This window comes from Pseudomonas sp. GNP013 (assembly GCF_054343995.1).
The window spans coordinates 3,488,890-3,512,667 of record NZ_JBTGUT010000001.1; the positions used below are offsets into that span (position 1 = coordinate 3,488,890).

Genomic DNA, 23,778 nt, shown 5'->3' on the forward strand with positions numbered 1-23,778 from the left:
AAACTGCGCCCCATTCACCTCGCTGACTCAGATCCCCAATGCCCCTACAAACCGACCCACTCTCCCGCCGCTTCTCCGTCGCCCCCATGATGGATTGGACCGACCGCCACTGCCGCTACTTCCTGCGTCTGCTCTCCAAACACGCCCTGCTCTACACCGAGATGGTCACCACTGGCGCGATCCTGCACGGTGATCACGAGCGCTTCCTGCGCCACAACGAAGCCGAGCATCCTCTGGCGCTGCAGCTGGGTGGCAGTGTTCCCGCCGACCTGGCCGCGTGTGCGCGCATGGCCGAGGCTGCCGGTTACGATGAGGTGAACCTGAACGTCGGTTGCCCCAGTGACCGAGTGCAGAACAACATGATCGGCGCGATCCTGATGGCGCATCCGGCGCTGGTGGCCGATTGTGTGAAGGCGATGCGTGATGCGGTGTCGATCCCGGTGACCGTCAAGCATCGTATCGGCATTAATGGACGGGACAGTTATGCCCAGCTGTGTGATTTCGTCGGGCAGGTGAAGGATGCGGGCTGTACCAGTTTTACCGTGCATGCGCGGATCGCGATTCTGGAGGGGTTGTCGCCCAAGGAGAATCGCGACATTCCGCCATTGCGCTATGACGTGGCGGCGCAGTTGAAGCAGGACTTTCCCGAGCTGGAGATTGTTCTCAACGGCGGGATCAAGACGCTGGAGGAGTGCGAGGCGCATTTGCAGACGTTCGATGGGGTGATGCTGGGCCGCGAGGCTTATCACAATCCCTATGTGCTGGCGCAGGTGGATCAGAGGTTGTTTGGAAGCGAGGCGCCGGTGATCAGTCGGGCGCAGGTGTTGGTGCAGTTGCGGCCTTATATTGCTGAGCATCTGGCCAGTGGTGGGACGATGCATCACATTACTCGGCATATATTGGGGTTGGGCACCGGGTTTCCGGGGGCTCGGAAATTTCGGCAGTTGTTGTCAGTGGATATTCACAAGGCTGCGGATCCGTTGGCGTTGCTGGATCAGGCGGGGGAATTGCTGGAAGGACGTTGATCGTTAATGTGTGGTGGCTGGGCTGGCGCTATCGGGAGCAAGCCCCCTCCCACATTGTGATCGGGATGGCATCCGGTAATCGGGTTGAACCTGCCACCGATTGCGGCCTCCAATTACCGAGTAAGGCCCGCCATTCAAACGGCTGTTTTCAGGTTGTTGCCCTCGCAAACGATCGAACGCATTTGCGCCCTTGAGCGCCTGCTGGCGCTCGGGTAATGTCATCAGACCCATAGGACAGAGCACGCCCATGACTTCCAAGCTGGAACAACTCAAGCAATTCACCACCGTGGTAGCCGATACCGGCGATTTTTCCACCCTCGCCAAGCTCAAGCCGCAGGACGCTACCACCAACCCTTCCCTGCTGCTCAAGGCCGCGTCGATCCCGGGCTACGCCAAGCTGCTGGACGAGTGTGTGCAGGACTGCAACGGCGATGTCGGCCTGGCCAGTGACCGTTTTGCGGTGGCGGTGGGTCAGGAGATTCTCAAGGTGGTGCCGGGGCGTATTTCCACCGAGGTGGATGCCCGCCTGTCGTTCGACACCGACGCCGTACTCAAGCGTGCGCACCGTCTGATCGACCTGTACGACAAAGCCGGCGTTGGCCGCGACCGCGTGCTGATCAAGATCGCTTCCACCTGGGAAGGCATCCGCGCCGCCGAGCAACTGGAAAAGGAAGGCATCCAGACCAACCTGACGCTGCTGTTCTCGTTTGCCCAGGCCGTAGCCTGCGCCGAGGCCGGGGTGTTCCTGATTTCGCCGTTCGTGGGCCGTATCTACGATTGGTACAAGAAGGCCAATGGCAACGACTACACCGGTTCCGATGACCCGGGCGTGCAGTCGGTGACGCGCATCTACAACTACTACAAGGCCAATGGCTACAAGACCGTCGTGATGGGTGCGAGCTTCCGTAATCTGAGCCAGATCGAAGAGCTGGCCGGGTGTGATCGCCTGACCATCAGCCCGGACCTGCTGGAGAAGCTGGCGGCCGATGAAGGCAAGCTTGAGCGCAAGCTGTCGCCAGGGCACGCCGGGGAAGCGCGGGTGCATATGACTGAAGCGCAGTTCCGTTGGGAGTCCAACGAGGATGCGATGGCGACCGAAAAGCTGGCGGAGGGGATTCGTCAGTTTGCCCGCGATCAGGAGAAACTGGAGGCGTTGTTGACTGCCAAGCTGTAAAGGCAGGCAGCAGCAAAAAGGGCGGCACCTGTGAGGGTGCCGCCCTTTTTTGTGGTCGCTGATCCCAAGCCGAACTCCCACATTTGATTGTGTTCCAGCAGTGGGGGATCAGTGGCGTTCGAGAGCATTCACGAGGTCGTGAAAGGCTTCGCGATTGGACTCGTTGAGCCCCATCAGGATCTTGTGCGCTTCCAGCACCTTGACCCGCACGATCTCCTCGGACTGGTCCTGGGACGGCAGGTCGGTGAGGCATTCCGGGCACGGGATCGGACGGTCGACGATGTTGAACACCTGATCGAAGCCCATGGACTGCAGCAGCCGGGTGATGTCGTCGTGGGTGGTGACGACGGTGGGCAACAGGCCGACCTTCTGCCGCGACAGAATGGACAGCTTGGCCAGCAGCCCCAGGGTGGTGCTGTCGATGCTGCGGGTTTCGGTCAGATCGATCACGATCGCCGAGAAGTTCAGCGCAGTGAAGATCCGCTCAATCGTCGCATCCAGCGCTGAACACAAGGTCAGGCGCACTTCACCGACGAATTTGAGGACGAAGGTTCCGTCCTGCTCGGCGAATTGGATTCTTCCGGTACTCATCAAAGATTCCTGCTCAACACCAGTAGGGCGATATCATCCGGCATCTCCCCCAGCGTGGCCAATCCAAAAACCTGCCGCAGGCCATCCAGGCTGCCGCCCGCCGACTTGACCTTTTGGGGCAAGGCGGCTTCTTTCTCTTTGAGTGTAGGCTCTGGAAGAAGATCCAGGATGCCGTCGGACATCAGCGTAAGGCTGAACGTCGGCGGCAGTTCCAGGATATGGTCTTCGTAGGTGGCTTCATTGAACAAGCCCACCGGCAGACCACGGCCTTCCAGATAACGCACACTGTCTGGAGTGTATAGAACAGGCATCGGCAAGTGACCGCCAATACTGTAGGTCAAAAGACCGGTTTCTTCATCGATCACGCCGCCCACCATCGTTACGTGCTTGCCCAGCTTGCAGCTGATCAGGCCCCGGTTGATGTGGCCCAGCACCTGCGAAGGCGTGAACTCCGGCAGCGTGCCATTGCGCTTGGACTCGAACAACAGCCGTGTGGTCATGAACTTCAACAGCACGGTGACAAATGCAGAGGACGCACCGTGACCGGACACGTCGGCCAGGTAGAACGCCACACGGCGCTCATCCACCCGGAAATAGTCGACAAAATCTCCCGACAGGTACAGCGAAGGGATGATCTGGTGAGCGAACTGAAAGTCGTCGATGGTCCAGGGGCTCACCGGCAGCATATTCATCTGTACCTGGCGACCGGCGTTCTGGTCTTCCTGGAGCAGGTTTAGGCTGGCTTCGAGTTCGCGGTTGGCGGTTTCGAGCTTTTCGCGGTAGCGCAGGTTTTCCTGCAGCAGGCGCGCGCGGTCAAGGGCGCGGCGCACCGAGTGCTCCAGCACGGCCAAGTCTTCCAGGGGCTTGATCAGGTAATCGGCGGCGCCCAGGCGCAGGGCCTCGACGGCATCGTTCATCACGCCGGCACCGGACACTACGATCACTGGCGTCTGCGGCGCGCGCTCGGTCACCTGGCGGATCAGCTCCAGGCCGCCCATCTGGGGCATGCGCAGGTCGCAGATCACGAGGTCGGGCTGGTCGCGCTCGAACACCTGGAGACCCTGTTGGCCATTGCTGGCCTGCAGGACGCTGAAGCCACTGTCTTCCAAATAGGCCGCGAGGCTCGCGCGCACTACTTCGTCGTCATCGATTATCAGCAGCGTGGCACTGGTTTTTTGCATGTGGGCAAACGGCGCCAGAATTAGGTTGGCGTAGGCAGCGCGACAATGGCCGGGCTCACACTACTGGATTCGCTTTCTAGCCTCTCTGTCCTACAAAGCACGGGCGTTTTGCCCACGCACAACTGTAAAGCAGAGGTGCCCTTCTAAGGCGCAGACGGTACTCCCATCCGTCAGGGGTTTCAAGCTCACGCCGATGGTCGCCGAGCCTCTTTACACCGCAAATCACCGGGAGTTATAAGAACAGCTACCACCACAACACAAAGTAAGGATGGAACCTGTGAGCGAACACGAGCGCGACTACGCTGAAAAACGCGATTTCATCCGCATGCGGGTGGATGCCGATGTGTCATTGATCCATGCCGGGCAGGAAATTGCCGGGGTTTGCGTGGACCTTTCCAGTTCCGGCATGCAGGTGCAGGCACCTCGCCAGTTCAACGTCGGCGATCAGCTGACCGTCCGCATCGATTCGGAGCACGCCGCCCTCAAGGGCCTGGAGGCCGATACCGAAGTGGTATGGGCCAAGACGGCGGGCGAAGAACAGCAACTGGGGCTTAGGATCCTGAAAATGCGCTAAATAGCTGCGCACAAAAAAGGCGACCATTGGGTCGCCTTTTTCGTTTCAAAACGTCTCGACTTAGAAGTCGTCGACGACCTTGCCGTCCTTGACCTTGAACTCACGGTTCTGCAGGTAAGCGTTACGGATAAAGGTGTATTTGTCGCCGGTGATCAGTTTTTCGCTGTCGAGCAGGCTGGCGCGGGTATCGACCAGGTTCAAGCCGAAGACGCTGTTGCGCCAGTCGATGTCATTCATGTAGCGGTACGGCGAGGTGTAGCTGTCGACGTATTTGGACGGCGCATCACGCAAGGTGCTTGGGCCGAGCAGTGGCAGCATCACGTAAGGACCGCTGCCCACGCCCCAGTAACCGAGGGTCTGGCCAAAGTCTTCATCGCTGCGCTGCAGGCCCATGCGGGTGCCGACGTCGACGAAGCCCAGCACGCCGAAGGTGGTGTTGACCAACAGACGGGCGGTGTCCACGCCAGCGTTGTGCGGCTTGAGCTGCAGCACGTTGTTGGCGAGGTTGCCGACATCGCCGATGTTGCGGAAGAAGTTATGCACGCCGTCCTGCACGAATTGCGGAGTGATGAACTGATAGCCTTGGGCAATTGGCTTGAGGGCGTAGGTATCAACCGTATCGTTGAAGGTGAAGATGGGGCGGTTGACGCTTTCCCATGGATCATCTTCCGATGCCGCCTGTGCAGCAAAGGGTACGAATAGTACGGTGGCACACACCGACAGCTGAGCGAAGTACTGGCTCCAGCGCATAGCTTTTGCTCCTTGAATGATCTGTCATGGGCGCTATGCCCTGAATTTGGCCGTCAGTATATGACGGAAGTGCGGGTTTAGGCAGCCACCTGGAAACGTCTTACGAAAAATGCGCAAATTTCTCATAATCAGCCTCGGTGTCATTTATTTGTCATGCCGACTCGATAGCGTCAGAGCTATTTCAGGGATGTTCTGATGCCACACGCCGAGATTGCCGTCGCCACGGCCCCGTCATTGACTGCCGTGCTATTTGGCCTGAGTGGCTGCCTGGTGGACTTCGGTTCCCTGGCCCGCAATGACTCGCCAGCCCCCGACTCCCAAGCCACCCCCGGCGCACTGAACAGTCTGCGCAGCCTGAAGGAACAAGGCGTGCCCTGCGCCTGGCTGGATGAACTGCCGCCCTCGGTGACCGCGCCCCTGGCGGCTACGCTGCCCGCCTGGATCAAGGCCACATCGCCCTCCTCCATTCGCTGGCCCGCGCCCCATGCGTGCTGGCAAGCCTTGATGGAACTGAACATCGAACGCCTGGAAGGTTGTGTGCTGGTCAGCGGCGAGCCGCGCCTGCTGCAATCGGGCCTCAACGCCGGCCTGTGGACCATCGGTCTGGCTTCCTGCGGCTCGCTGTGCGGCCTGGCACCCGAGCAGTGGCAAGCGCTCACCGAGCAGCAACGCGAGCAAAAGCGCGGCAAGGCGACTGTGGCCCTGTATGGGCTGGGTGTGCACTCGGTGATCGACCACCTCGGTGAACTCGGCACCTGCCTGGCGGACATCAGCCTGCGCCGGCTCAAAGGCGAGAAGCCCTGATCGAGGGCATGCACGGCGGGCCGCAGTGGATTAATCTACCGATCAGCCCGTAGACCTTTCGCGGCACGCCGCGGTCTATGCCAGTGCCTATCGATAAAAGGAAGAACACCATGCCTGCCCGCGAAAAACTGCAAGAACAGGTCAACATTCTGCGCGAGCAACTGGAACAGGATCCGCCACTGCCGGCCGAAAAGCGTGAAGCGCTGGAAGCCCTGCTTGCCAGGTTTGAAACGCAACTTGAACTGGAGCCGGCCACCCAGACGCCGAGCATTTCCGACGACGTGAATCAGGCGGCCATTGAGTTCGACGCTGATCACCCGGTTATTTCCGGGACCTTGCGCAACATCATGATCACCCTGGGCAACATCGGTATCTAAACGCTTCATGTGGGAGGGAGCTTGCTCCCTCCCACATTGAGTTTTATGTGCAGGCTACTGACGCGCCAGACGCACGTTCTGGAACGCCACCTCCTCAGTGCTGCGATACGGGTTGATATCCAGCCCGCCACGGCGCACATAGCGCGCGTACACCGTCAACCTTTCAGGCTTGAGCAAGCGCTGCAGGTCGAGAAAAATCCGCTCCACACACTGCTCATGAAAGTCCGAATGCTGGCGAAAGCTCACCAGGTATTCCAGCAGACTGGCGTGATCCAACGCCGCACCGCGATAGTCCACCACCACGCTGCCCCAGTCCGGCTGGCTGGTGACCGGGCAATTGGATTTGAGCAAGTGGCTGTGCACGCTCTCCTCCACCACGCGTGAATCGTCGCAGCGCAGCAGTTCCGGGCGCGGATGCTCATAGTTGCTGACGCTGATATCCAATGCATCAATGCACACCCCCGGCAAGGCCATCACGCCTTCGGCCTCGACCTCGGCCAGGCTGCGGATACGCACGCTCACCGGCTTGCCGGCGGCAAAGCTCAGGTCGTTGTGCAGTGTGGCTTGCAGGTCCTGGGTATCGGCGAACGCGGTCTGATTCAGCGAATTGAGGTACAGCTTGAAGGACTTGGATTCAATGATGTTCGGCGAGTCGGCCGGGATGCTGAATTCGCCGATGGCCACCACCGGCTTGCCCGACGGCAACAACCAGGACAGTTCGAAGCAGTTCCAGAAGTCCACGCCCTTGTACGGCAGGGTCTCGGCGCTCAGGCCCAGCTCGGCCCACTTGGCGGCGCGCGGAATCGGGAACAGCAACGAAGGGGTGTAGGTGCTGATGTATTCACTGGACTTGCCCAGCGGTGAGTGTTCGGCGGCGGGATGCATGACGGGAACCTGGCTAAATAAACAGCGCCAGTCTACCAGCCTTTGCGCCCGCCCTTAATCATCGCCTCACTCAACGGTCAGCGTGCCGACCATTCCTGCCTGATAATGCCCCGGCAGGTTGCAGGCGAACTCAAGACCGGTGGCCTTGGCGAAGGTCCAGGTCAGCTCGGCGGTTTTACCCGGCTCCACCAGCACACTGTTCGGGTCATCGTGCTTCATCGCACCATGGCCCATGGCAGCATGATCCATCTTCGCCATGCCAGTGGACGTGAGCATGCCGCTGGCCAGCATCTGCAGCATTTCCTTCTGGTGCTCGGCATGCATCGCCGCGTCGCCCAGGTTGAACTCATGGAGCAACTGGCCTTTGTTGACCAGCACAAAGCGCACGGTCTCACCGGCCTTTACATCCAGGGACTTGGGCGCGAACGCAATGTCCTGCAGGGTCACCTCCACACTGCGCGTGGCTTTATCCGCCGCAGCCGGATGACCAAAGGCGAAGCCGTGCGCCGCGTCGGCCAGAGCATCGACACTCAACACCAGCAGGCAGCCTGCCAATAACAAGGATGTACGCAAGGTCATTTCAACGCTCCCACAATGATCGAATCAGGAATATCTCAAGGCATGCGCCGGCTCGATTTTCGCCGCCCGGTACGCCGGGTACAGCGTGGCCAGAAAGCTCAATACAAACCCCGCCGTGCAGATCAGCAGCACATCCCCACCTTGCAGCTCCGAGGGCAGGTTGCTGACAAAATACACGTCCGAACTGAAGATATGCTGCCCGCTCACCCGCTCCAGCCAGCCCACCAGCTCGCTTACATTAAGCGCGGCAATCACCCCCAGCACGCCGCCGATCAGGGTGCCGACAATCCCGATGACCGTGCCCTGCACCATGAAGATCGCCATGATCTGCCGTGGCGTGGCGCCAATGGTGCGCAAAATCGCAATGTCCGCGCCCTTGTCGTTCACCACCATGATCAGGGTGGCAATGATGTTGAACGCTGCCACGGCGACGATCATCAGCAGCAACAGACCGATCATGGTCTTTTCCATTTTCATCGCACTGAACAGGCTGCCCTGGGTGTGAGTCCAGTCATCCGGTTTGTAGGCCGCACCGAGGCTGGCGGCGATATCGGCCGAGACCTTGGGCGCCGCATACAAGTCCTTTACCGCCAGGCGCACGCTTTGCACCTGATTGGGTTGCCAATGCTGGATCTCGGCGGCGTCGGCCATATGGATCAACGCCATGGAGCCATCCAGCTCGGCACCGACCTTGAAGATACCCACCACGTTCAAGCGCTGCATGCGCGGGGTGATGCCGCCGGGGGCGGTACTGATTTCCGGCACGATCAGGGTCAGTTTGTCGCCCACGTTCAGGCGAAAGCGCCGCGCGGTGATGTCACCGATCACCACGCCGAACTCGCCGGCCTTCAAGTCGTCGAGTTTGCCGCGCACGATGTGCTGGGCCACGATCGACACCTTGCCTTCCTGTGCCGGGTCGACGCCGCTGATCTCGATCGGCTGCATGGCGCCCTTGTAGGAAAACATGCCGTCCATCTGGGTGAAAGGTACGGCAGCGGTCACTTCAGGATTCTTCATCGCCGCCGCTGCCACCGGCCGCCAATCATCCATCGGCTTCACGCCGACGATGGTGGCGTGGGGCACCATGCCGAGGATGCGTGAGCTCATTTCACGCTGGAAACCGTTCATCACCGAGAGCACCACGATCATCGCCAGCACGCCCAGGGCGAGGCCGATCATCGAGGTCATCGAGATAAACGAGACAAAACGGTTGCGGCGCTTGGCGCGGGTATAGCGCGTGCCGATGAAAATCGATAACGGTCTGAACATTAGCGGGCACCGTCTGAAAAAATGAAAAAGCCCGGCACGTGAAGCACCGGGCCTGAAACGGGTCAGATGGCGACCAGATGACCTTCCTGCAGATGCAGCACGCGATCCATCTGGCGGGCCATGCTCATGTCATGGGTCACCACTAGGAACGCGGTGCGCATCTGGGTGCTCAGTTCCAGCATCAGGTCCTTGATGCCCTGGGCGGTGTGGGAGTCGAGGTTGCCGGTGGGCTCGTCGAGCATCACCAGTCCCGGGTTGTTGACCAGGGCGCGGGCAATCGCCACACGCTGGCGCTCGCCGCCGGACAACTCGGCCGGTTTGTGCTCCAGGCGATGGCCGAGGCCCACGCGCTCGAGCAAGGCCTTGGCGCGCTGGCGGGCTTCGGGGATCGCGGTCTTGCCGATCAGCAGCGGCATGCACACGTTCTCCAGCGCGGTGAATTCCGGCAGCAGATGGTGGAACTGGTACACAAAGCCCAGCGAGCGGTTGCGCAACTGGCCACGGGCCTTTTCACCGAGGGCCGACAGTTCTTCGCCAGCCAGCCATACGCTGCCCTTGGACGGCGTATCAAGGCCGCCCAGCAGGTTGAGCAAGGTACTTTTGCCCGAGCCGGAACTGCCGACGATCGCCACGCGCTCGCCCGGATGCAACTCAAGTTGCAGGTTGGACAGCACCACCACCGACTCCGGGCCTTCCTCGTAGGATTTGCCCAGGTTGCGGCAGCTCAGGATTGCTTTTTCACTCATGCCCGATTCACTCATAACGTAAGGCCTGTGCTGGCTGGGTACGTGCCGCGCGCCAGGCTGGATACAGGGTGGCAAGAAAACTCAGGACCAACGCGGCGCCGCCCACCATCAACACGTCCTGGGCCTGAACCTGGGACGGCAGGTAGTCGATGAAGTAGACGTCGGCGTTGAGGAACTTGTGACCGAGCACTTTTTCCAGCGCGGCAATCGCGGCGCTGACATTGAGTGCGGCCAGGATCCCGACCGCCGTGCCGATCAGGGTGCCGACCACGCCGATCACGGTGCCCTGCACCATGAAGATCGCCATGATCTGCCCCGGCGTGGCGCCGAGCGTACGCAGGATCGCGATATCGCCCTTCTTGTCATTCACCACCATCACCAGGGTGGAGATGATGTTGAACGCGGCCACGGCGACGATCAGCAGCAACAGCAGGCCGATCATGGCTTTTTCCATGCGGATGGCTTGATACAGGTTGCCGTGGGTACGGGTCCAGTCGCGCGCGTAGTACTCGGACTCGCCCAGGTGCTGGGCAATTTCCCAGGCGCCGCGCGGCGCATCGAACAGGTCGTTGAACTTGAGGCGCAGGCCTTGCACCTGGTCAGGCTGCCAGCGATGCAGGCGCGCAAGATCGGTGAGGTTGGTGAGGCCCAGGTAACCGTCGATCTCGCCGGCGCCGACGTGGAAGGTGCCGATCACGGTAAAGCGCTTCATGCGCGGGAACATGCCGGCCGGGGTCACGGTCACTTCCGGCGCGACGAAGGTGAGCTTGTCGCCGACGCCCACGCCGAGCTTGGCCGCCGCCTTGTCGCCGATCACGATACCGAAGCTGCCGGGAGCCAGGTCGTCGAGTTTGCCCTGCAACATGAACTTGTCGATGATCGAAACGTTGCGTTCCTGGGCCGGGTCGACGCCATTGAGCAGGATTTTCTGCACCTTGCCGTCATGGGTCAGCAAGCCCTGCATCTGGGTAAAGGGCGCTACGGCCAGCACCTTTGGGTTCTGCTTGACCCTGGCGGCCAGGCTTTGCCAGTCGCTGATCGGTGCATCGCCCTCGATGGTCGCGTGGGGCACCATGCCCAGCACGCGGGTGCGCATCTCATGATCGAAGCCGTTCATCACCGACAGCACCACGATCATTACGACCACGCCCAGGGCGAGACCGATCATCGAGGTCAAGGAAATGAACGACACAAAATGATTGCGACGCTTTGCACGGGTATAACGCGTGCCGATAAATACGAAGAGAGGTCTGAACATGTCGGGGCTTGTTCGGAGGAAAAGAAGACGTCCCGGTGGCGGGGGCTGGTCAGCAGCTTTACACTCAGACCATTGCCGCTAACTGGGGTTCGCCATGTCGACATTAGATGAAGAAGAGCGCCGCGAATACTACCGTATCGACGACATGATCGCACTTCAAATCAAAACCTTGTCGGCCCCCGAAGCGGCGGGCAAGGAAGTGTTGCTGGATGATTCGCCGCTGTTCAATCTGCTCAGCGAACTGCACCTCAGCGAATTCGAAGCCCAGCACCTGCTGCGCCAGCTGAGCGAGAAGGATCGCACCCTCGCCGCCTTCCTGCGCGTGCAGAACAAACGTCTGGACCTGCTCAGCCAGATCATGGCGCGCGGCCTGCTCGATGAAGTCGGCGCGCCGCAGCCGGTGATCATCTCCGAGGGCGGCATCGACTTCCATCACCCGGCCCCCGTGGCACCCGATTCGCACCTGGCGGTCAAGCTGGTGCTGATGCCCCAGGCGCTCGGCCTGCTGCTGCGTGCGCGAGTCACCCAGTGCACGCCACAGGACGACGGCTTTGAGGTGGCCACGGAATTCGAATCCATGACCGATGCCCAACGCCAATTGCTGGCACGCTACATCCTGCAGAAACAGGCGCAGGAACGCCGCCTGGCGCGGGAGCAAAGCGACGACCTCTGACTACGAATTCACTACGCCAGCCACCCTGGCGCAAAGGAGCAACTGTGACCCTGATCTACGGCCATCGCGGTGCCAAAGGCGAAGCACCGGAAAACACCCTGACCAGCTTTCAGGAATGCCTCAAGCACGGCGTACGCCGCTGCGAACTGGACCTGCACCTGTCCATGGACGGCGAGCTGATGGTCATCCACGACCCGACCCTCAAGCGCACCACCGACCGGCGCGGCAAGGTGGTCGAGTATTCAGCGGCGGACCTGGTGAAAATGGATGCGCGCAAAGGCGGACCCGGCTGGGTGAAGCCGTGCCCGATCCCGCGTCTGGAGCAGTTGTTCGAACAGTGCGATTTCGATCATTGGCAACTGGAAGTCAAAAGCGCCTCACGCACCCGCGCCGCGACCACCGTGCTGGCGATTCGCGAGATGGCCGTGCGCTTTGGCCTGATGGACAAGGTTACCGTCACCTCAAGCTCGCGGGAAGTATTGAAAGCGGCGGTGGACCTCACCCCGGACCTGTCACGCGGGCTGGTGGCCGAATACGCCTGGCTCGATCCGTTGAAGGTCGCGCAGAACTACGGCTGTGAGTACCTGGCCTTGAACTGGACACTGTGCACCCCTGAACGGCTGGAAAAAGCCCAGCGCCAGGGTTTGCACGTGTCGGTGTGGACAGTCAACGAACCTGCGCTGATGCGCAGGCTCGCCGACTTCGGCGTAGATAGCCTGATTACAGACTTTCCCGGTTTGGCCACTGCCACCCTCGGGAATTACTGAAATCGGTCTCCCCGGCCGGCTCAGGCCACCGGCCGGAGCCGCTCAAAAAAGCCGGTTGAGGCCGTCGTAGGCGGCTACCCGATAGGCCTCAGCCATGGTCGGGTAGTTGAACGTGGTGTTCACAAAGTACTTGAGGGTATTTTGCTCACCCGGCTGACTCATGATGGCCTGACCGATGTGCACGATCTCCGAGGCCTGGTAGCCAAAGCAGTGCACGCCGAGCACTTCCAGGGTCTCGCGGTGGAACAGGATTTTCAGCATGCCTTGCGGCTCACCGGCAATCTGCGCCCGCGCCATGCTCTTGAAGAACGCCTTGCCCACTTCGTAAGGCACCTTGGCCTTGGTCAGCTCGTGCTCGTTCTTGCCGATCGAGCTGATCTCGGGAATCGTGTAGATCCCGGTCGGCACGTCGTTCACATAGCGCCAGCTGCCGTTGTCGATAATGCTGCCGGCGGCCGAACGACCCTGGTCATGCGCCGCACTGGCCAGGCTCGGCCAGCCGATCACGTCGCCGGCGCCGTAGATGTTCGTCACGCAGGTGCGGTAGTTCTCGTCCACTTCGATCTGGCCACGGCTGTTGACCTTGACCCCGATGTTTTCCATGCCCAGCTTGTCGGTGTTGCCGGTACGGCCGTTGCACCACAGCAAGGCGTCGGCCTTGATCTTCTTGCCGGACTTGAGGTGCAGGATCACCCCGTTGTCCAGGCCTTCGACCCGCTCGTACTCTTCGTTGTGACGCACGGTGATGTTGTTGTTGCTGAAGTGGTAGCTCAACGCCTGGGAGATTTCCGAGTCGAGGAAGCTGAGCAACTGGTCGCGGTTGTCCACCAGCTCGACCAGCACACCCAGGCCGCTGAAGATCGAGGCGTATTCACAGCCGATCACACCGGCGCCGTAGATGATCAGCTTGCGCGGGGTATGGCCCAGGCTCAGGATGGTGTCGCTATCGTAGATACGCGGGTGGTGGAAATCGATGTCCGCCGGGCGGTACGGGCGCGAACCGGTGGCGATGATGATGTGCTTGGCCACCAGCTTCTCGACCACGCCATTGGCGCAGACCACTTCGACAGTCTGCTCGTCGGCGAAGCTGCCGGTGCCGAAAAACAGGTCGACGCGGTTACGGGCGTAAAAGCCGGTACGCGAGGCCACTTGTTTGGCAATGACTTTTTCGGCGCTTTTCAACACGTCCGGGAAGGAGAACCAGCGCGGCTCGCCAATCGCCCGGAACATCGGGTTGGTGTTGAACTGCATGATCTGGCGGACCGAGTGACGCAAGGCCTTGGACGGGATGGTGCCCAGGTGGGTGCAGTTGCCGCCGACCTGGCGACGGCTGTCGACCATCGCCACCTTGCGCCCCGCTTTGGCGGCGTTCATTGCCGCGCCTTCTCCAGCCGGGCCGGAACCCAGTACCACCACGTCGTAGTTGTAGACAGCCATGCGTACTCCTCAGAACAGGCCAGGCGTACGGTTGGACGCCTGGCTAAATCATGCCGCGGCCAGCGGTCATGAAGGACAATTTGGCTCAAGTGTGTGAACCGGGGCACAGTCTATAGAAGGCTCACCGCCGCGCACATTAACCCTTGGTCGCGTCGTAGGCCAGTCTTGCCATACTACAGCACCCAAATCAGCGCTGAATTCAGGAAGGGCCATTATGCGACAACTCTTTATCTGCTTGATGCTCATGCTGTCGATCACCGCGCACGCCAACGATGCCGACCGGCTCAGGCAAGCGGCTTTCCGGCCGCAGGTCGAGGGGCTGGTGCTGAAAAATCAGGCGGTGCTCAATTATCTCTGGGCGGATGTGTATGCGGCTGCGCTGTATGCGCCAGCGGATTCGAGCGCAAGGCAAGCCTGGGAGCAGCAGAAAGCGCTGCGCCTGGAGCTCTATTACTTTCGCGACATTGACCGCAATGATGTGATCAAGGCCGCCACGGCTACCCTGGAGCGCCAGCAGGCCAGCGCCCGGTTAAAGCCGGCGCTGGACAAGTTGCACGCCAGTTTTCGCACTATCCGCAGCGGCGATCGCTATGCACTGGATGTTCGACCGGGACGCGGTTTGAACCTGGAGATCAATGGCAAGGTGGTGTTCAGCAGTCGCGATGAGGCGCTGGCGAAGGCCTATCTGGGTATCTGGCTGGCGCCCAAGGGCTTGTCCGACAGCCTGCGCAGCGCGTTACTCAATTGAGGAGAATGTTGACTGCCCCGCCGCTATCGGGAGCAAGCCCCCTCGCACATTTCGACTGCATTCACACAGTCGAAATGTGGGAGGGGGCTTGCTCCCGATGAGGCCCTCACAAACAACACAAACTGCCCGCCATAAAAAAGCCCCGAACCAGTCGGGGCCTTTTCATTTCAACACACAGGCTTAACGCGGAAACGCCGGCGGGTTAACCCCGGCCATGTCTTCCATCACGCGCACCACCTGGCAGCTGTAGCCGAACTCGTTGTCGTACCACACATACAGCACAACGCGGTTGTCCTGGCTGATGGTGGCCTCGGCGTCCACCACACCGGCGTGGCGCGAGCCCACGAAGTCGGTGGACACCACTTCCTGCGAGTTAACGTAGTCGATCTGCTTGTGCAGATCCGAGTGCAGCGCCATGTAGCGCAGGTACTCGTTCATCTCTTCACGGCTGGCGGCAGTCTCAAGGTTGAGGTTGAGAATGGCCATCGACACGTTCGGCGTCGGCACGCGGATCGCGTTGCCGGTCAGCTTGCCGGCCAGCTCAGGCAGGGCCTTGGCCGCAGCGGTGGCGGCGCCGGTTTCGGTGATCACCATGTTCAGCGCAGCGCTGCGGCCACGGCGGTCGCCCTTGTGGAAGTTGTCGATCAGGTTCTGGTCGTTGGTGTACGAGTGAACGGTCTCGACGTGACCATTGACGATGCCGAACTTGTCGTTCACCGCCTTGAGCACCGGCACGATGGCGTTGGTGGTGCAGGACGCAGCGGAGACAATCTTGTCGTCAGCGGTGATCTCGCCATGGTTGATGCCGTGCACGATGTTCTTCAGCTTGCCCTTGCCGGGCGCGGTGAGGACAACACGGTCGATACCCGGGCAGGCCAGGTGCTGGCCGAGGCCTTCGGCGTCACGCCATACGCCGGTGTTGTCCACCAGCAGGGCATCCTTGATGCCGTACTGGGTGTAATCCACCTCGGACGGGTTCTTCGCGTAGATCACCTGGATCAGGTTACCGTTGGCGGTGATGGTGCTGTTTTCTTCGTCGATGACGATAGTGCCGTTGAACGGACCGTGCACCGAATCGCGACGCAGCAGGCTGGCGCGCTTGGTCAAGTCGTTGTCGGCACCTTTGCGCACCACGATGGCCCGCAGGCGCAGGCCGTCGCCGCCGCCGGTTTTTTCGATGAGGATGCGCGCCAGCAGGCGACCGATCCGACCGAAACCGTACAGCACCACGTCGGTGCCCTTGCGGGCGGCGGCGCTTTGCTGGCCAACCACGTCGGCCATTTCTTCACGCACGAACTGCTCGGCGCTGCGGCCGGCGCCTTCCTTGCGGAATTTGTAGGCCAGTTTGCCGAGGTCGACCGAGGCCGCGCCGAGCTTGAGCTCGCTCATGGCCTTGAGCAGCGGGAATGTTTCGTGGACGGAGAGTTCGCTGTCGTCGGCGGAACGGTGACGCGCAAAGCGGTGGGCTTTGAGAATCGCGATGACAGACTGGTTGATCAGGCTGCGGCCATAGATCGAGCTCACCACATTGTTATTGCGGTACAGCTGACCGATAAGCGGGATCATCGCTTCTGCGAGTGCTTCACGGTCGATCCATTCACCAAGACACTGGTCGGGCTTCTGAGTCACGGGAACCTTCCACATGTAGGGGCTGAAAAAAGGGGCTACATTATGTCGTCCGAGTGCGCGATGAGCAATGCGCCAGGGCGAACAAAAACCCCTTGCAAAAAACCACCACCCCGCCACAGCCCTTGAAATACGCGGGTTCCAGAAGGCCACCAGTGGCACGCCACGGCCGACTTGTCCGTAACCCTCCGAAATATCCATCGTTTTTGGCACTACATATTGAGTCAAAACCGAGCATTGTTTGTCTTAGCCACTACATTTCCCGAAAACCGCATCAGGCACAGTCAGCAACTGACAGGCGGCACCTCTGGCCGTTACAATTACCGACTTTGTCGCAACGCTTGGAGCTCAACCTTCCGTGCCCGTCCTGCGTCTACCGCTCCTCCCTGCTGCGGCAGGTAAACATCACTGGGGCAACCTGCCCGGTGCCGCCCTGAGCCTGGCCATTGCCGAGGCTGCCAGCGCAGCCAAGCGCTTTACCCTGCTGCTCACCGCCGACAGCCAGAGCGCCGAGCGGCTGGAGCAGGAGCTGAGCTTCTTCGCGCCGGATTTGCCGGTGCTGCATTTTCCCGACTGGGAAACCCTGCCCTACGACCTGTTCTCGCCGCATCAGGACATCATTTCCCAGCGCATTGCCAGCCTGTACCGCCTGCCGGAACTGGCCCACGGCGTGCTGGTGGTGCCGATCACCACCGCCTTGCACCGCCTGGCGCCGACCAAATTTCTGCTGGGCAGCAGCCTGGTGCTGGACATCGGCCAGAAGCTCGACGTGGAACAGATGCGCACGCGCCTGGAGGCCAGCGGCTACCGTTGCGTCGACACGGTGTACGAGCACGGTGAGTTCGCCGTGCGCGGCGCGCTGATCGACCTGTTCCCCATGGGCAGCAAGTTGCCGTACCGCATCGACCTGTTCGATGACGAAATCGAGACGCTGCGCACCTTCGACCCGGAAAACCAGCGCTCCATCGACAAAGTCGACTCGGTCAAGCTGTTGCCGGCCCGGGAATTCCCGCTGCAGAAGGACGCGGTCACGCGCTTCAAGGCGCGCTTTCGCGAACGCTTCGACGTCGACTTCCGCCGCTGCCCGATCTTCCAGGACCTGAGCAGCGGGATTACCCCGGCCGGTATCGAGTACTACCTGCCGCTGTTCTTCGACGAAACCTCCACGCTGTTCGACTACCTGCCCCAGGACACCCAGGTGTTCTCGCTGCCGGGCATTGAGCAGGCGGCAGAAAACTTCTGGAACGACGTGCGCAACCGCTATGAAGAGCGCCGCGTCGACCCGTCCCGCCCGCTGTTGCCGCCCGCCGAGCTGTTCCTGCCGGTGGAAGAGTGCTTCGCCCGCCTGAAAAACTGGCCGCGCGTGGTCGCCAGCCAGCAGGACGTGGACGCCGGCAGTGGCCGCGAGCGCTTCCCCGCCGCGACCCTGCCGGACTTGTCGATCCAGGCCAAAGCCACGCAACCGTTGGAAGCGCTGTCCAACTTCCTCGGCGACTTCCCGGGCCGCGTGCTGTTTACCGCCGAGTCCGCCGGGCGCCGCGAAGTGCTGCTGGAGCTGTTGGAGCGCCTCAAACTGCGGCCGAAAACTGTCGACAGTTGGCCGGACTTCGTCAACAGCCAGGAGCGCCTGGCGATCACCATTGCGCCGCTCGATGAAGGCTTGCTGCTGGACGACCCGGCGCTGGCGCTGATCGCCGAAAGCCCACTGTTCGGCCAGCGCGTGATGCAGCGTCGCCGCCGCGAAAAACGCGCCGACCACAACAATGATGCGGTGATCAAAAACCTCACCGAGCTGCGTGAAGGCGCGCCGGTGGTGCATATCGACCACGGCGTGGGCCGCTACCTCGGTCTGCAGACCCTGGAGATCGACAACCAGGCCGCCGAATTCCTCACCATGGAATACGCCGAGGGCGCCAAGCTCTATGTGCCGGTGGCCAGCCTGCACCTGATCGCACGCTATACCGGCAGCGACGACGCGCTGGCGCCGTTGCACCGCCTCGGCTCCGAGACCTGGCAGAAAGCCAAGCGCAAGGCCGCCGAACAGGTGCGCGACGTGGCGGCCGAACTGCTCGATATCTACGCACGACGTGCCGCGCGCGAGGGCTATGCGTTCGCCGACCCCAAGGCCGACTACGCCACCTTCAGCGCCGGCTTTGCCTTCGAAGAAACCCCGGACCAGCAAACCACCATCGAAGCCGTGCGCGCCGACATGCTCGCGCCCAAGCCGATGGACCGCCTGGTGTGCGGCGACGTCGGCTTCGGCAAGACCGAAGTGGCAATGCGCGCCGCGTTCATTGCCGTGCACGGCGGTCGCCAGGTCGCCATTCTGGTGCCGACCACCCTGCTCGCCCAGCAGCACTACAACAGCTTTCGCGACCGCTTTGCCGACTGGCCGGTGAGCGTGGAAGTGATGAGCCGCTTCAAGTCGGCCAAGGAAGTCAACGCCGCCATCGCCGACCTGGCCGAGGGCAGGATCGACATCGTCATCGGCACGCACAAGCTGCTGTCGGACGACGTGAAGATCAAGAACCTGGGCCTGGTGATCATCGACGAAGAGCACCGCTTCGGCGTGCGCCAGAAAGAACAGCTCAAGGCGCTGCGCAGTGAAGTCGACATTCTCACCCTCACCGCCACGCCGATTCCGCGCACGCTGAACATGGCGGTGTCGGGCATGCGCGACCTGTCGATCATCGCCACGCCACCGGCGCGCCGGCTGTCGGTGCGCACCTTCGTGATGGAGCAGAACAAAAGCACGGTCAAGGAAGCGCTGCTGCGTGAACTGCTGCGCGGCGGCCAGGTGTACTACCTGCACAACGATGTGAAGACCATCGAGAAATGCGCCGCCGACCTCGCCGAACTGGTACCGGAAGCGCGCATTGCCATCGGCCACGGGCAGATGCGCGAACGCGAACTCGAACAGGTAATGAGCGACTTCTACCACAAGCGCTTCAACGTGCTGATCGCCTCGACCATCATCGAGACCGGCATCGACGTGCCGAGCGCCAACACCATCATCATCGAGCGTGCCGACAAGTTCGGCCTGGCCCAGTTGCACCAGTTGCGCGGCCGGGTCGGGCGCAGTCACCACCAGGCCTACGCCTACCTGCTCACACCGCCGCGCCAGCAGATCACCTCCGACGCCGAAAAGCGCCTGGAAGCCATCGCCAACACCCAGGACCTGGGCGCCGGCTTTGTGCTGGCCACCAACGACCTGGAAATCCGTGGCGCCGGCGAGTTGCTGGGCGACGGCCAGAGCGGGCAGATCCAGGCCGTGGGCTTCACGCTTTATATGGAGATGCTGGAGCGCGCGGTCAAAGCCATCCGCAAGGGCGAGCAACCCAACCTCGATCAACCGCTGGGCGGCGGCCCGGAGATCAACCTGCGCCTGCCGGCGTTGATTCCCGAAGACTACCTGCCGGATGTGCACGCGCGGCTGATCCTGTACAAGCGCATCGCTTCGGCCACCGACGAAGAAGGCCTCAAGGACCTGCAGGTCGAGATGATCGACCGCTTCGGCCTGTTGCCCGACCCGACCAAGAACCTGGTGCGTCTGACCCTGCTCAAATTGCAGGCCGAGCAGTTGGGCATCAAGAAGGTCGACGCCGGGCCGCAGGGTGGGCGCATCGAGTTTGAAGCGCAGACGCCGGTGGACCCGTTGGTACTGATCAAGCTGATCCAGGGCCAGCCCAACCGCTACAAATTCGAAGGGGCGACGCTGTTCAAATTCATGGTGCCGATGGAACGCCCGGAAGAACGCTTCAATACCCTGGAGGCGCTGTTTGAGCGCCTCATTCCGAAATCTGCATGAAGGACGCCCCCATGCGCCTGTTCCGCATCTTGAGCCTGTTGCTGGTGGTTGTGGCGCCTGCGGCATTGGCCGACAGTCCTTACCAGGTCGAAATGATCCTGGTGCGCCAGAACGCGGAACCGCTGATCAACAGCCGCCCCGCCGCGGAAGACTGGGACGCCGGCGCACCGCGTCTGGGCGAGCGGATGAGCCCGCCGCGCCTGGGCACCATCGTCGACAAGCTGCGCGCCGACTCAAGCTACACGGTGTTGGCGCACAAGGCCTGGGAGCAGAACCTCGGTGAGCAACCGGTAAAAATCGCGATCACCGACGGCGCCGAACAGTTCGGCCAGTTCCCCCTCCAGGGCGTGCTGCGCCTGCAACTGGGGCGCTTTACCGACATCGACGCGGACTTCTGGATCAACCAGTTCGACGCCAACGGCAGCGTGATCGCCAGCGAACACTTGGCCCAGAAAGACGTGCGCACCAAGAACAATCAGCTCAACTACCTGGACGGCGGCCACCTGGCGTTGCTGATTAAGATCACTTCGCTGACCGCCAAGCCCCCCAGTGCGCCTCCGCCGGGCCTTCAGGACTGATCCTGCGCCATGTCCCTGACGCCGTCGTTGACCAAGCCCCTGGCCCCCTCGTGGGCCAACCGCTTCAAGGAGCAAAGCCTGGAGCGCGGCCGGCGGTATGCGCTGGAAAACCGCGTGCGCATCGTCGAATCCGGCGACAGCACCATCGTCGCCAGTTGCGAGGGCTCGGGCGGCAACGTCTATCGCCAGACCATCTCGTTGCGTGAGTCGGCCAAGGGCATGCTGATCCTGGTGGACAGCCGCTGCACCTGCCCGGTCCACACCAATTGCAAACACATCGCTGCGGTGTTGCTCAAGGTCCAGGAAACCCTGGCCTACCCGGCGGCGGTGCAGGACGCCGAGCTGCTGGGTAAATTGCAGGCCGTGCTCGACAACCGCGTGGTGCTGCCGCAGGTGGTGATGGAGGATGTGCTGCCGGTGCCGCGCCTGTGGCTGGCCAGTGTCGAGTTCAGCGCGTTCGAGCCGCGCAACGGCAAGATGCAGCGCTATATCCAGCACCGTGCGGCGTTGTCGTTCAACTACCTGGGCAACTACGTCAGCGGGCAGAAAAACGCCGACATCATCGTGCGCCAGGAAACCCGGAGCCTGCGCATCAAACGCCACCCGGAGCTTGAGCAACCGTATCGCGAGCGCCTGCGCCAGCTCGGTTTCAAGATCGCCACGCGCCAGAGCAAGGCACTGCCGGAAAGCGCCGGCGAACTGTTCGAGATGGTCAACGACAGCGCCTGGCTGAACTTCACCCTCAATGCATCGCCAGGCTTGCGCGCCGAGGGCTGGGAGCTGCAGATCGATGAGGATTTCGGCTTCGACCTGAGCCCGGTAGACGACTGGTACGCCAGCGTCGACGAAGCGCCGGAGCGCGACTGGTTCGACCTGGAGCTGGGCATCATCGTCAACGGCGAACGCCTGAGCCTGCTGCCGATTCTGCTGAACCTGATGCGCTCCCACACCGAAATTCTCAACCCGGAGAAACTGGCACGGCGCCGCGATGAAGAGCTGATCCTGGTGAATATCCCCGGCCTGCCCAACGGCCACGGACCGCTGCAGGTGGCGCTGCCGTACGGTCGACTCAAACCGGTGCTGGCCACCCTCGGCGAGTTCTATCTGCAGGAGCCGGGCACCACCACGCTGCGCCTGGCCAAGGCCGACGCGATTCGCTTGAACCCGTTGCAAGACCTGCCGCTGCAATGGGAAGGCGGCGAAAAGATTCGCAACTTTGCCCAGCGCCTGCGCGACATCAAGGACTTCACCTGCGTCGCGCCCCAAGGCTTGAATGCGACGCTGCGCCCGTACCAGTTGGAGGGACTGAGCTGGATGCAGTCACTGCGCCAGTTGGACGTGGGCGGGATTCTGGCGGATGACATGGGCCTGGGCAAAACCCTGCAAACCCTGGCGCATATCCTTACGGAAAAGGCCGCCGGGCGCCTGGACCGGCCGTGCATGGTGGTGATGCCCACCAGCCTGATTCCCAACTGGCTCGACGAAGCCGCGCATTTCACTCCACAACTCAAGGTGCTGGCGCTGTACGGCGCCGGGCGCAAGAAATATTTCGCGCCGTCGAAGGATCAGAGCCTGCAGGACTACGACCTGCTGCTGACCACCTATGCGCTGCTGCCCAAGGACATCGAACAGCTCGCCGCCCTGCCCTTGCACGTGCTGATCCTCGATGAAGCGCAGTACATCAAGAACCCCAACAGCAAGGCGGCCCAGGCGGCACGCGAGCTGAATGCACGCCAGCGCCTGTGCCTGAGCGGTACGCCGCTGGAAAACCACCTGGGCGAGTTGTGGTCGTTGTTCCACTTCCTGCTGCCGGGCTGGCTGGGGGACATCAAAAGCTTCAATCGTGATTACCGCGTGCCCATCGAAAAGCGCGCCAGTGAGGTGCGCTTGCAGCACCTCAACGGTCGGATCAAACCCTTCCTGTTGCGGCGCACCAAGGAACAGGTGGCCACCGAATTGCCGCCCAAGACCGAGATCATTCATTGGGTCGATCTCAACGAGGCGCAGCGCGACGTGTACGAAACCATGCGTCTGGCCATGGACAAGAAAGTCCGTGACGAGATCACCCGCAAGGGCGTGGCGCGCAGCCAGATCATCATCCTCGAGGCGCTGCTGAAGTTGCGCCAGGTGTGCTGTGACCTGCGCCTGGTCAACGACGCCAGCCTGCCCGCCCATGGCAGCAGCTCGGGCAAGCTCGACAGCCTGATGCAGATGCTCGATGAGTTGTTTGCCGAGGGGCGCAGGGTGCTGCTGTTCTCGCAATTCACTTCGATGCTGAGCCTGATCGAAGTGGAGCTGCAACAGCGCGGGATCGCCTACGCCTTGCTCACCGGCCAGACCCGGGATCGGCGCACGCCGGTCAAGGACTTCCAGAGCGGCAAGTTGCAGATATTCCTGATCAGCCTCAAGGCCGGCGGCGTGGGGTTGAACCTGACCGAAGCCGACACCGTGATTCACTATGATCCGTGGTGGAACCCGGCCACCGAAAACCAGGCCACCGATCGCGCATACCGCATCGGGCAAGAGAAGCCGGTGTTCGTGTACAAGATGATTGCGCGGGGCACGGTGGAGGAGAAAATCCAGCACCTGCAGAAGGAAAAGTCGGATCTGGCGGCGGGCGTACTGGACGGCCGAACCACCGGGGATTGGCAGTTGGGCAATGACGATATTGAGGCGTTGTTTGCGCCGTTGCCCAATAAACAGGAAAAGCGTTGACCGGATAGAGCGGTTCTGTGGCGAGCAGGCTAGCCCTAACGCCGTTCAGTTAAGCGCAGATTCCCTGTGGCGAGCAGGCTTGTCCCGCGTTGGACTGCGCAGCAGCCCCAAAACCAGACGCTGAGCCGTATCAGGCACACCGCGTTTTGCTTGATTGGGGGCGCTTCGCACCCCAACGCGGGGCAAGCCCTAATGCCGTTCAGTTAAGCGCAG

General features: G+C 61.6%; 21 protein-coding genes. 11 read left to right on the top strand and 10 right to left on the bottom strand.

Annotated elements, in window-relative coordinates; genetic code table 11:
• The first annotated feature begins 38 nt into the window (after positions 1 to 38).
• Both dusA and tal read left to right on the top strand, forming a co-directional pair.
• Complete coding sequence (dusA, locus tag ACXX81_RS15195) at positions 39 to 1,025, top strand: tRNA dihydrouridine(20/20a) synthase DusA (RefSeq protein WP_458571981.1); 987 nt, start codon at positions 39 to 41, stop codon at positions 1,023 to 1,025.
• A 247-nt stretch (positions 1,026 to 1,272) separates the two neighbouring features.
• Positions 1,273 to 2,199, top strand: a complete 927-nt coding sequence (tal, locus tag ACXX81_RS15200; protein WP_209990167.1) for a transaldolase — start codon at positions 1,273 to 1,275, stop codon at positions 2,197 to 2,199.
• Between the two features lie 108 nt (positions 2,200 to 2,307).
• Here the strand turns inward: tal and rssC are convergent, their stop codons facing one another.
• Together rssC and rssB are read right to left on the bottom strand one after the other, a co-directional pair.
• Positions 2,308 to 2,790 carry an anti-sigma factor antagonist RssC gene (gene rssC, locus ACXX81_RS15205; RefSeq protein ID WP_003235194.1) on the bottom strand — a complete coding sequence of 161 codons (483 nt, stop codon included), beginning with the start codon at positions 2,788 to 2,790 and terminating at the stop codon, positions 2,308 to 2,310.
• Positions 2,790 to 3,971 (bottom strand): two-component system response regulator RssB, encoded by a 1,182-nt coding sequence (rssB, locus tag ACXX81_RS15210; protein ID WP_209990164.1) that lies wholly within the window; start codon positions 3,969 to 3,971, stop codon positions 2,790 to 2,792. The genes rssC and rssB overlap by 1 nt, the downstream gene beginning before the upstream one ends.
• Positions 3,972 to 4,248: 277 nt before the next feature.
• Here rssB and ACXX81_RS15215 point away from each other — a divergent pair, with 277 nt between their 5' ends.
• On the top strand, positions 4,249 to 4,545 hold the full coding sequence (locus tag ACXX81_RS15215) for a PilZ domain-containing protein (RefSeq protein ID WP_057009581.1): 297 nt from the start codon (positions 4,249 to 4,251) through the stop codon (positions 4,543 to 4,545).
• A 60-nt stretch (positions 4,546 to 4,605) separates the two neighbouring features.
• On the opposite strand, the gene ACXX81_RS15220 is transcribed toward ACXX81_RS15215, so the two are convergent.
• Positions 4,606 to 5,295, bottom strand: a complete 690-nt coding sequence (locus ACXX81_RS15220) for an MlaA family lipoprotein (protein ID WP_057009580.1) — start codon at positions 5,293 to 5,295, stop codon at positions 4,606 to 4,608.
• Between the two features lie 195 nt (positions 5,296 to 5,490).
• Here ACXX81_RS15220 and pcrP point away from each other — a divergent pair, with 195 nt between their 5' ends.
• Both pcrP and ACXX81_RS15230 read left to right on the top strand, forming a co-directional pair.
• Positions 5,491 to 6,099, top strand: coding sequence for an HAD superfamily inactivated hydrolase PcrP (pcrP, locus tag ACXX81_RS15225; protein ID WP_231423182.1), 609 nt, complete (start codon positions 5,491 to 5,493; stop codon positions 6,097 to 6,099).
• Between the two features lie 110 nt (positions 6,100 to 6,209).
• Positions 6,210 to 6,476, top strand: a complete 267-nt coding sequence (locus tag ACXX81_RS15230; RefSeq protein WP_057009578.1) for a DUF4404 family protein — start codon at positions 6,210 to 6,212, stop codon at positions 6,474 to 6,476.
• Positions 6,477 to 6,530: 54 nt separating this feature from the next.
• Here the strand turns inward: ACXX81_RS15230 and queF are convergent, their stop codons facing one another.
• The 5 genes from queF to ACXX81_RS15255 form a co-directional block, all read right to left on the bottom strand.
• The gene (gene queF, locus ACXX81_RS15235; protein WP_231423184.1) at positions 6,531 to 7,361 is read right to left on the bottom strand and encodes an NADPH-dependent 7-cyano-7-deazaguanine reductase QueF; all 831 of its coding nucleotides are present in this window, start codon (positions 7,359 to 7,361) and stop codon (positions 6,531 to 6,533) included.
• Between the two features lie 66 nt (positions 7,362 to 7,427).
• Positions 7,428 to 7,940, bottom strand: coding sequence for a copper-resistant cuproprotein CopI (copI, locus tag ACXX81_RS15240; protein WP_458571982.1), 513 nt, complete (start codon positions 7,938 to 7,940; stop codon positions 7,428 to 7,430).
• Positions 7,941 to 7,964: 24 nt separating this feature from the next.
• Positions 7,965 to 9,209 (bottom strand): lipoprotein-releasing ABC transporter permease subunit, encoded by a 1,245-nt coding sequence (locus ACXX81_RS15245; RefSeq protein WP_209990150.1) that lies wholly within the window; start codon positions 9,207 to 9,209, stop codon positions 7,965 to 7,967.
• Between the two features lie 62 nt (positions 9,210 to 9,271).
• Positions 9,272 to 9,955 carry a lipoprotein-releasing ABC transporter ATP-binding protein LolD gene (lolD, locus tag ACXX81_RS15250; RefSeq protein ID WP_167325114.1) on the bottom strand — a complete coding sequence of 228 codons (684 nt, stop codon included), beginning with the start codon at positions 9,953 to 9,955 and terminating at the stop codon, positions 9,272 to 9,274.
• 7 nt (positions 9,956 to 9,962) lie between these two features.
• The gene (locus ACXX81_RS15255; RefSeq protein ID WP_209990145.1) at positions 9,963 to 11,213 is read right to left on the bottom strand and encodes a lipoprotein-releasing ABC transporter permease subunit; all 1,251 of its coding nucleotides are present in this window, start codon (positions 11,211 to 11,213) and stop codon (positions 9,963 to 9,965) included.
• A 94-nt stretch (positions 11,214 to 11,307) separates the two neighbouring features.
• Here ACXX81_RS15255 and ACXX81_RS15260 point away from each other — a divergent pair, with 94 nt between their 5' ends.
• Complete coding sequence (locus ACXX81_RS15260; protein WP_209990140.1) at positions 11,308 to 11,886, top strand: PilZ domain-containing protein; 579 nt, start codon at positions 11,308 to 11,310, stop codon at positions 11,884 to 11,886.
• Between the two features lie 44 nt (positions 11,887 to 11,930).
• Positions 11,931 to 12,653, top strand: coding sequence for a glycerophosphodiester phosphodiesterase (locus tag ACXX81_RS15265; RefSeq protein WP_057009572.1), 723 nt, complete (start codon positions 11,931 to 11,933; stop codon positions 12,651 to 12,653).
• A gap of 42 nt (positions 12,654 to 12,695) precedes the next feature.
• On the opposite strand, the gene sthA is transcribed toward ACXX81_RS15265, so the two are convergent.
• On the bottom strand, positions 12,696 to 14,090 hold the full coding sequence (gene sthA / locus ACXX81_RS15270; protein ID WP_057009571.1) for a Si-specific NAD(P)(+) transhydrogenase: 1,395 nt from the start codon (positions 14,088 to 14,090) through the stop codon (positions 12,696 to 12,698).
• 214 nt (positions 14,091 to 14,304) lie between these two features.
• On the opposite strand from sthA, the gene ACXX81_RS15275 reads away from it, so the two are divergent.
• Positions 14,305 to 14,838, top strand: a complete 534-nt coding sequence (locus ACXX81_RS15275; RefSeq protein WP_458571983.1) for a chalcone isomerase family protein — start codon at positions 14,305 to 14,307, stop codon at positions 14,836 to 14,838.
• Positions 14,839 to 15,018: 180 nt separating this feature from the next.
• Here the strand turns inward: ACXX81_RS15275 and ACXX81_RS15280 are convergent, their stop codons facing one another.
• Complete coding sequence (locus ACXX81_RS15280; protein WP_032870509.1) at positions 15,019 to 16,482, bottom strand: glyceraldehyde-3-phosphate dehydrogenase; 1,464 nt, start codon at positions 16,480 to 16,482, stop codon at positions 15,019 to 15,021.
• A 340-nt stretch (positions 16,483 to 16,822) separates the two neighbouring features.
• Between ACXX81_RS15280 and mfd the strand changes: the two genes are divergently transcribed.
• The 3 genes from mfd to ACXX81_RS15295 are packed head-to-tail and all read left to right on the top strand — an operon-like array spanning position 16,823 to position 23,565.
• Positions 16,823 to 20,272: a transcription-repair coupling factor gene (gene mfd, locus ACXX81_RS15285; RefSeq protein WP_458571984.1), complete on the top strand. Its 3,450-nt coding sequence runs from the start codon at positions 16,823 to 16,825 to the stop codon at positions 20,270 to 20,272.
• Positions 20,273 to 20,283: 11 nt separating this feature from the next.
• Positions 20,284 to 20,850, top strand: coding sequence for a CsiV family protein (locus tag ACXX81_RS15290; RefSeq protein WP_209990132.1), 567 nt, complete (start codon positions 20,284 to 20,286; stop codon positions 20,848 to 20,850).
• Between the two features lie 9 nt (positions 20,851 to 20,859).
• Positions 20,860 to 23,565: a DEAD/DEAH box helicase gene (locus ACXX81_RS15295; RefSeq protein ID WP_458571985.1), complete on the top strand. Its 2,706-nt coding sequence runs from the start codon at positions 20,860 to 20,862 to the stop codon at positions 23,563 to 23,565.
• The last annotated feature ends 213 nt before the right edge of the window (positions 23,566 to 23,778 follow it).

What these genes read in the sequence shown, in the direction of transcription:
- dusA (WP_458571981.1), top strand. Translation starts at nt 39, where the DNA reads ATGCCCCTACAAACCGACCCACTCTCCCGCCGCTTCTCCGTCGCCCCC.
- tal (WP_209990167.1), top strand. Translation starts at nt 1,273, where the DNA reads ATGACTTCCAAGCTGGAACAACTCAAGCAATTCACCACCGTGGTAGCC.
- rssC (WP_003235194.1), bottom strand. Translation starts at nt 2,790, where the DNA reads ATGAGTACCGGAAGAATCCAATTCGCCGAGCAGGACGGAACCTTCGTC.
- rssB (WP_209990164.1), bottom strand. Translation starts at nt 3,971, where the DNA reads ATGCAAAAAACCAGTGCCACGCTGCTGATAATCGATGACGACGAAGTA.
- ACXX81_RS15220 (WP_057009580.1), bottom strand. Translation starts at nt 5,295, where the DNA reads ATGCGCTGGAGCCAGTACTTCGCTCAGCTGTCGGTGTGTGCCACCGTA.
- pcrP (WP_231423182.1), top strand. Translation starts at nt 5,491, where the DNA reads ATGCCACACGCCGAGATTGCCGTCGCCACGGCCCCGTCATTGACTGCC.
- ACXX81_RS15230 (WP_057009578.1), top strand. Translation starts at nt 6,210, where the DNA reads ATGCCTGCCCGCGAAAAACTGCAAGAACAGGTCAACATTCTGCGCGAG.
- queF (WP_231423184.1), bottom strand. Translation starts at nt 7,361, where the DNA reads ATGCATCCCGCCGCCGAACACTCACCGCTGGGCAAGTCCAGTGAATAC.
- copI (WP_458571982.1), bottom strand. Translation starts at nt 7,940, where the DNA reads ATGACCTTGCGTACATCCTTGTTATTGGCAGGCTGCCTGCTGGTGTTG.
- ACXX81_RS15245 (WP_209990150.1), bottom strand. Translation starts at nt 9,209, where the DNA reads ATGTTCAGACCGTTATCGATTTTCATCGGCACGCGCTATACCCGCGCC.
- lolD (WP_167325114.1), bottom strand. Translation starts at nt 9,955, where the DNA reads ATGAGTGAAAAAGCAATCCTGAGCTGCCGCAACCTGGGCAAATCCTAC.
- ACXX81_RS15255 (WP_209990145.1), bottom strand. Translation starts at nt 11,213, where the DNA reads ATGTTCAGACCTCTCTTCGTATTTATCGGCACGCGTTATACCCGTGCA.
- ACXX81_RS15260 (WP_209990140.1), top strand. Translation starts at nt 11,308, where the DNA reads ATGTCGACATTAGATGAAGAAGAGCGCCGCGAATACTACCGTATCGAC.
- sthA (WP_057009571.1), bottom strand. Translation starts at nt 14,090, where the DNA reads ATGGCTGTCTACAACTACGACGTGGTGGTACTGGGTTCCGGCCCGGCT.
- ACXX81_RS15275 (WP_458571983.1), top strand. Translation starts at nt 14,305, where the DNA reads ATGCGACAACTCTTTATCTGCTTGATGCTCATGCTGTCGATCACCGCG.
- ACXX81_RS15280 (WP_032870509.1), bottom strand. Translation starts at nt 16,482, where the DNA reads ATGTGGAAGGTTCCCGTGACTCAGAAGCCCGACCAGTGTCTTGGTGAA.
- ACXX81_RS15290 (WP_209990132.1), top strand. Translation starts at nt 20,284, where the DNA reads ATGCGCCTGTTCCGCATCTTGAGCCTGTTGCTGGTGGTTGTGGCGCCT.
- ACXX81_RS15295 (WP_458571985.1), top strand. Translation starts at nt 20,860, where the DNA reads ATGTCCCTGACGCCGTCGTTGACCAAGCCCCTGGCCCCCTCGTGGGCC.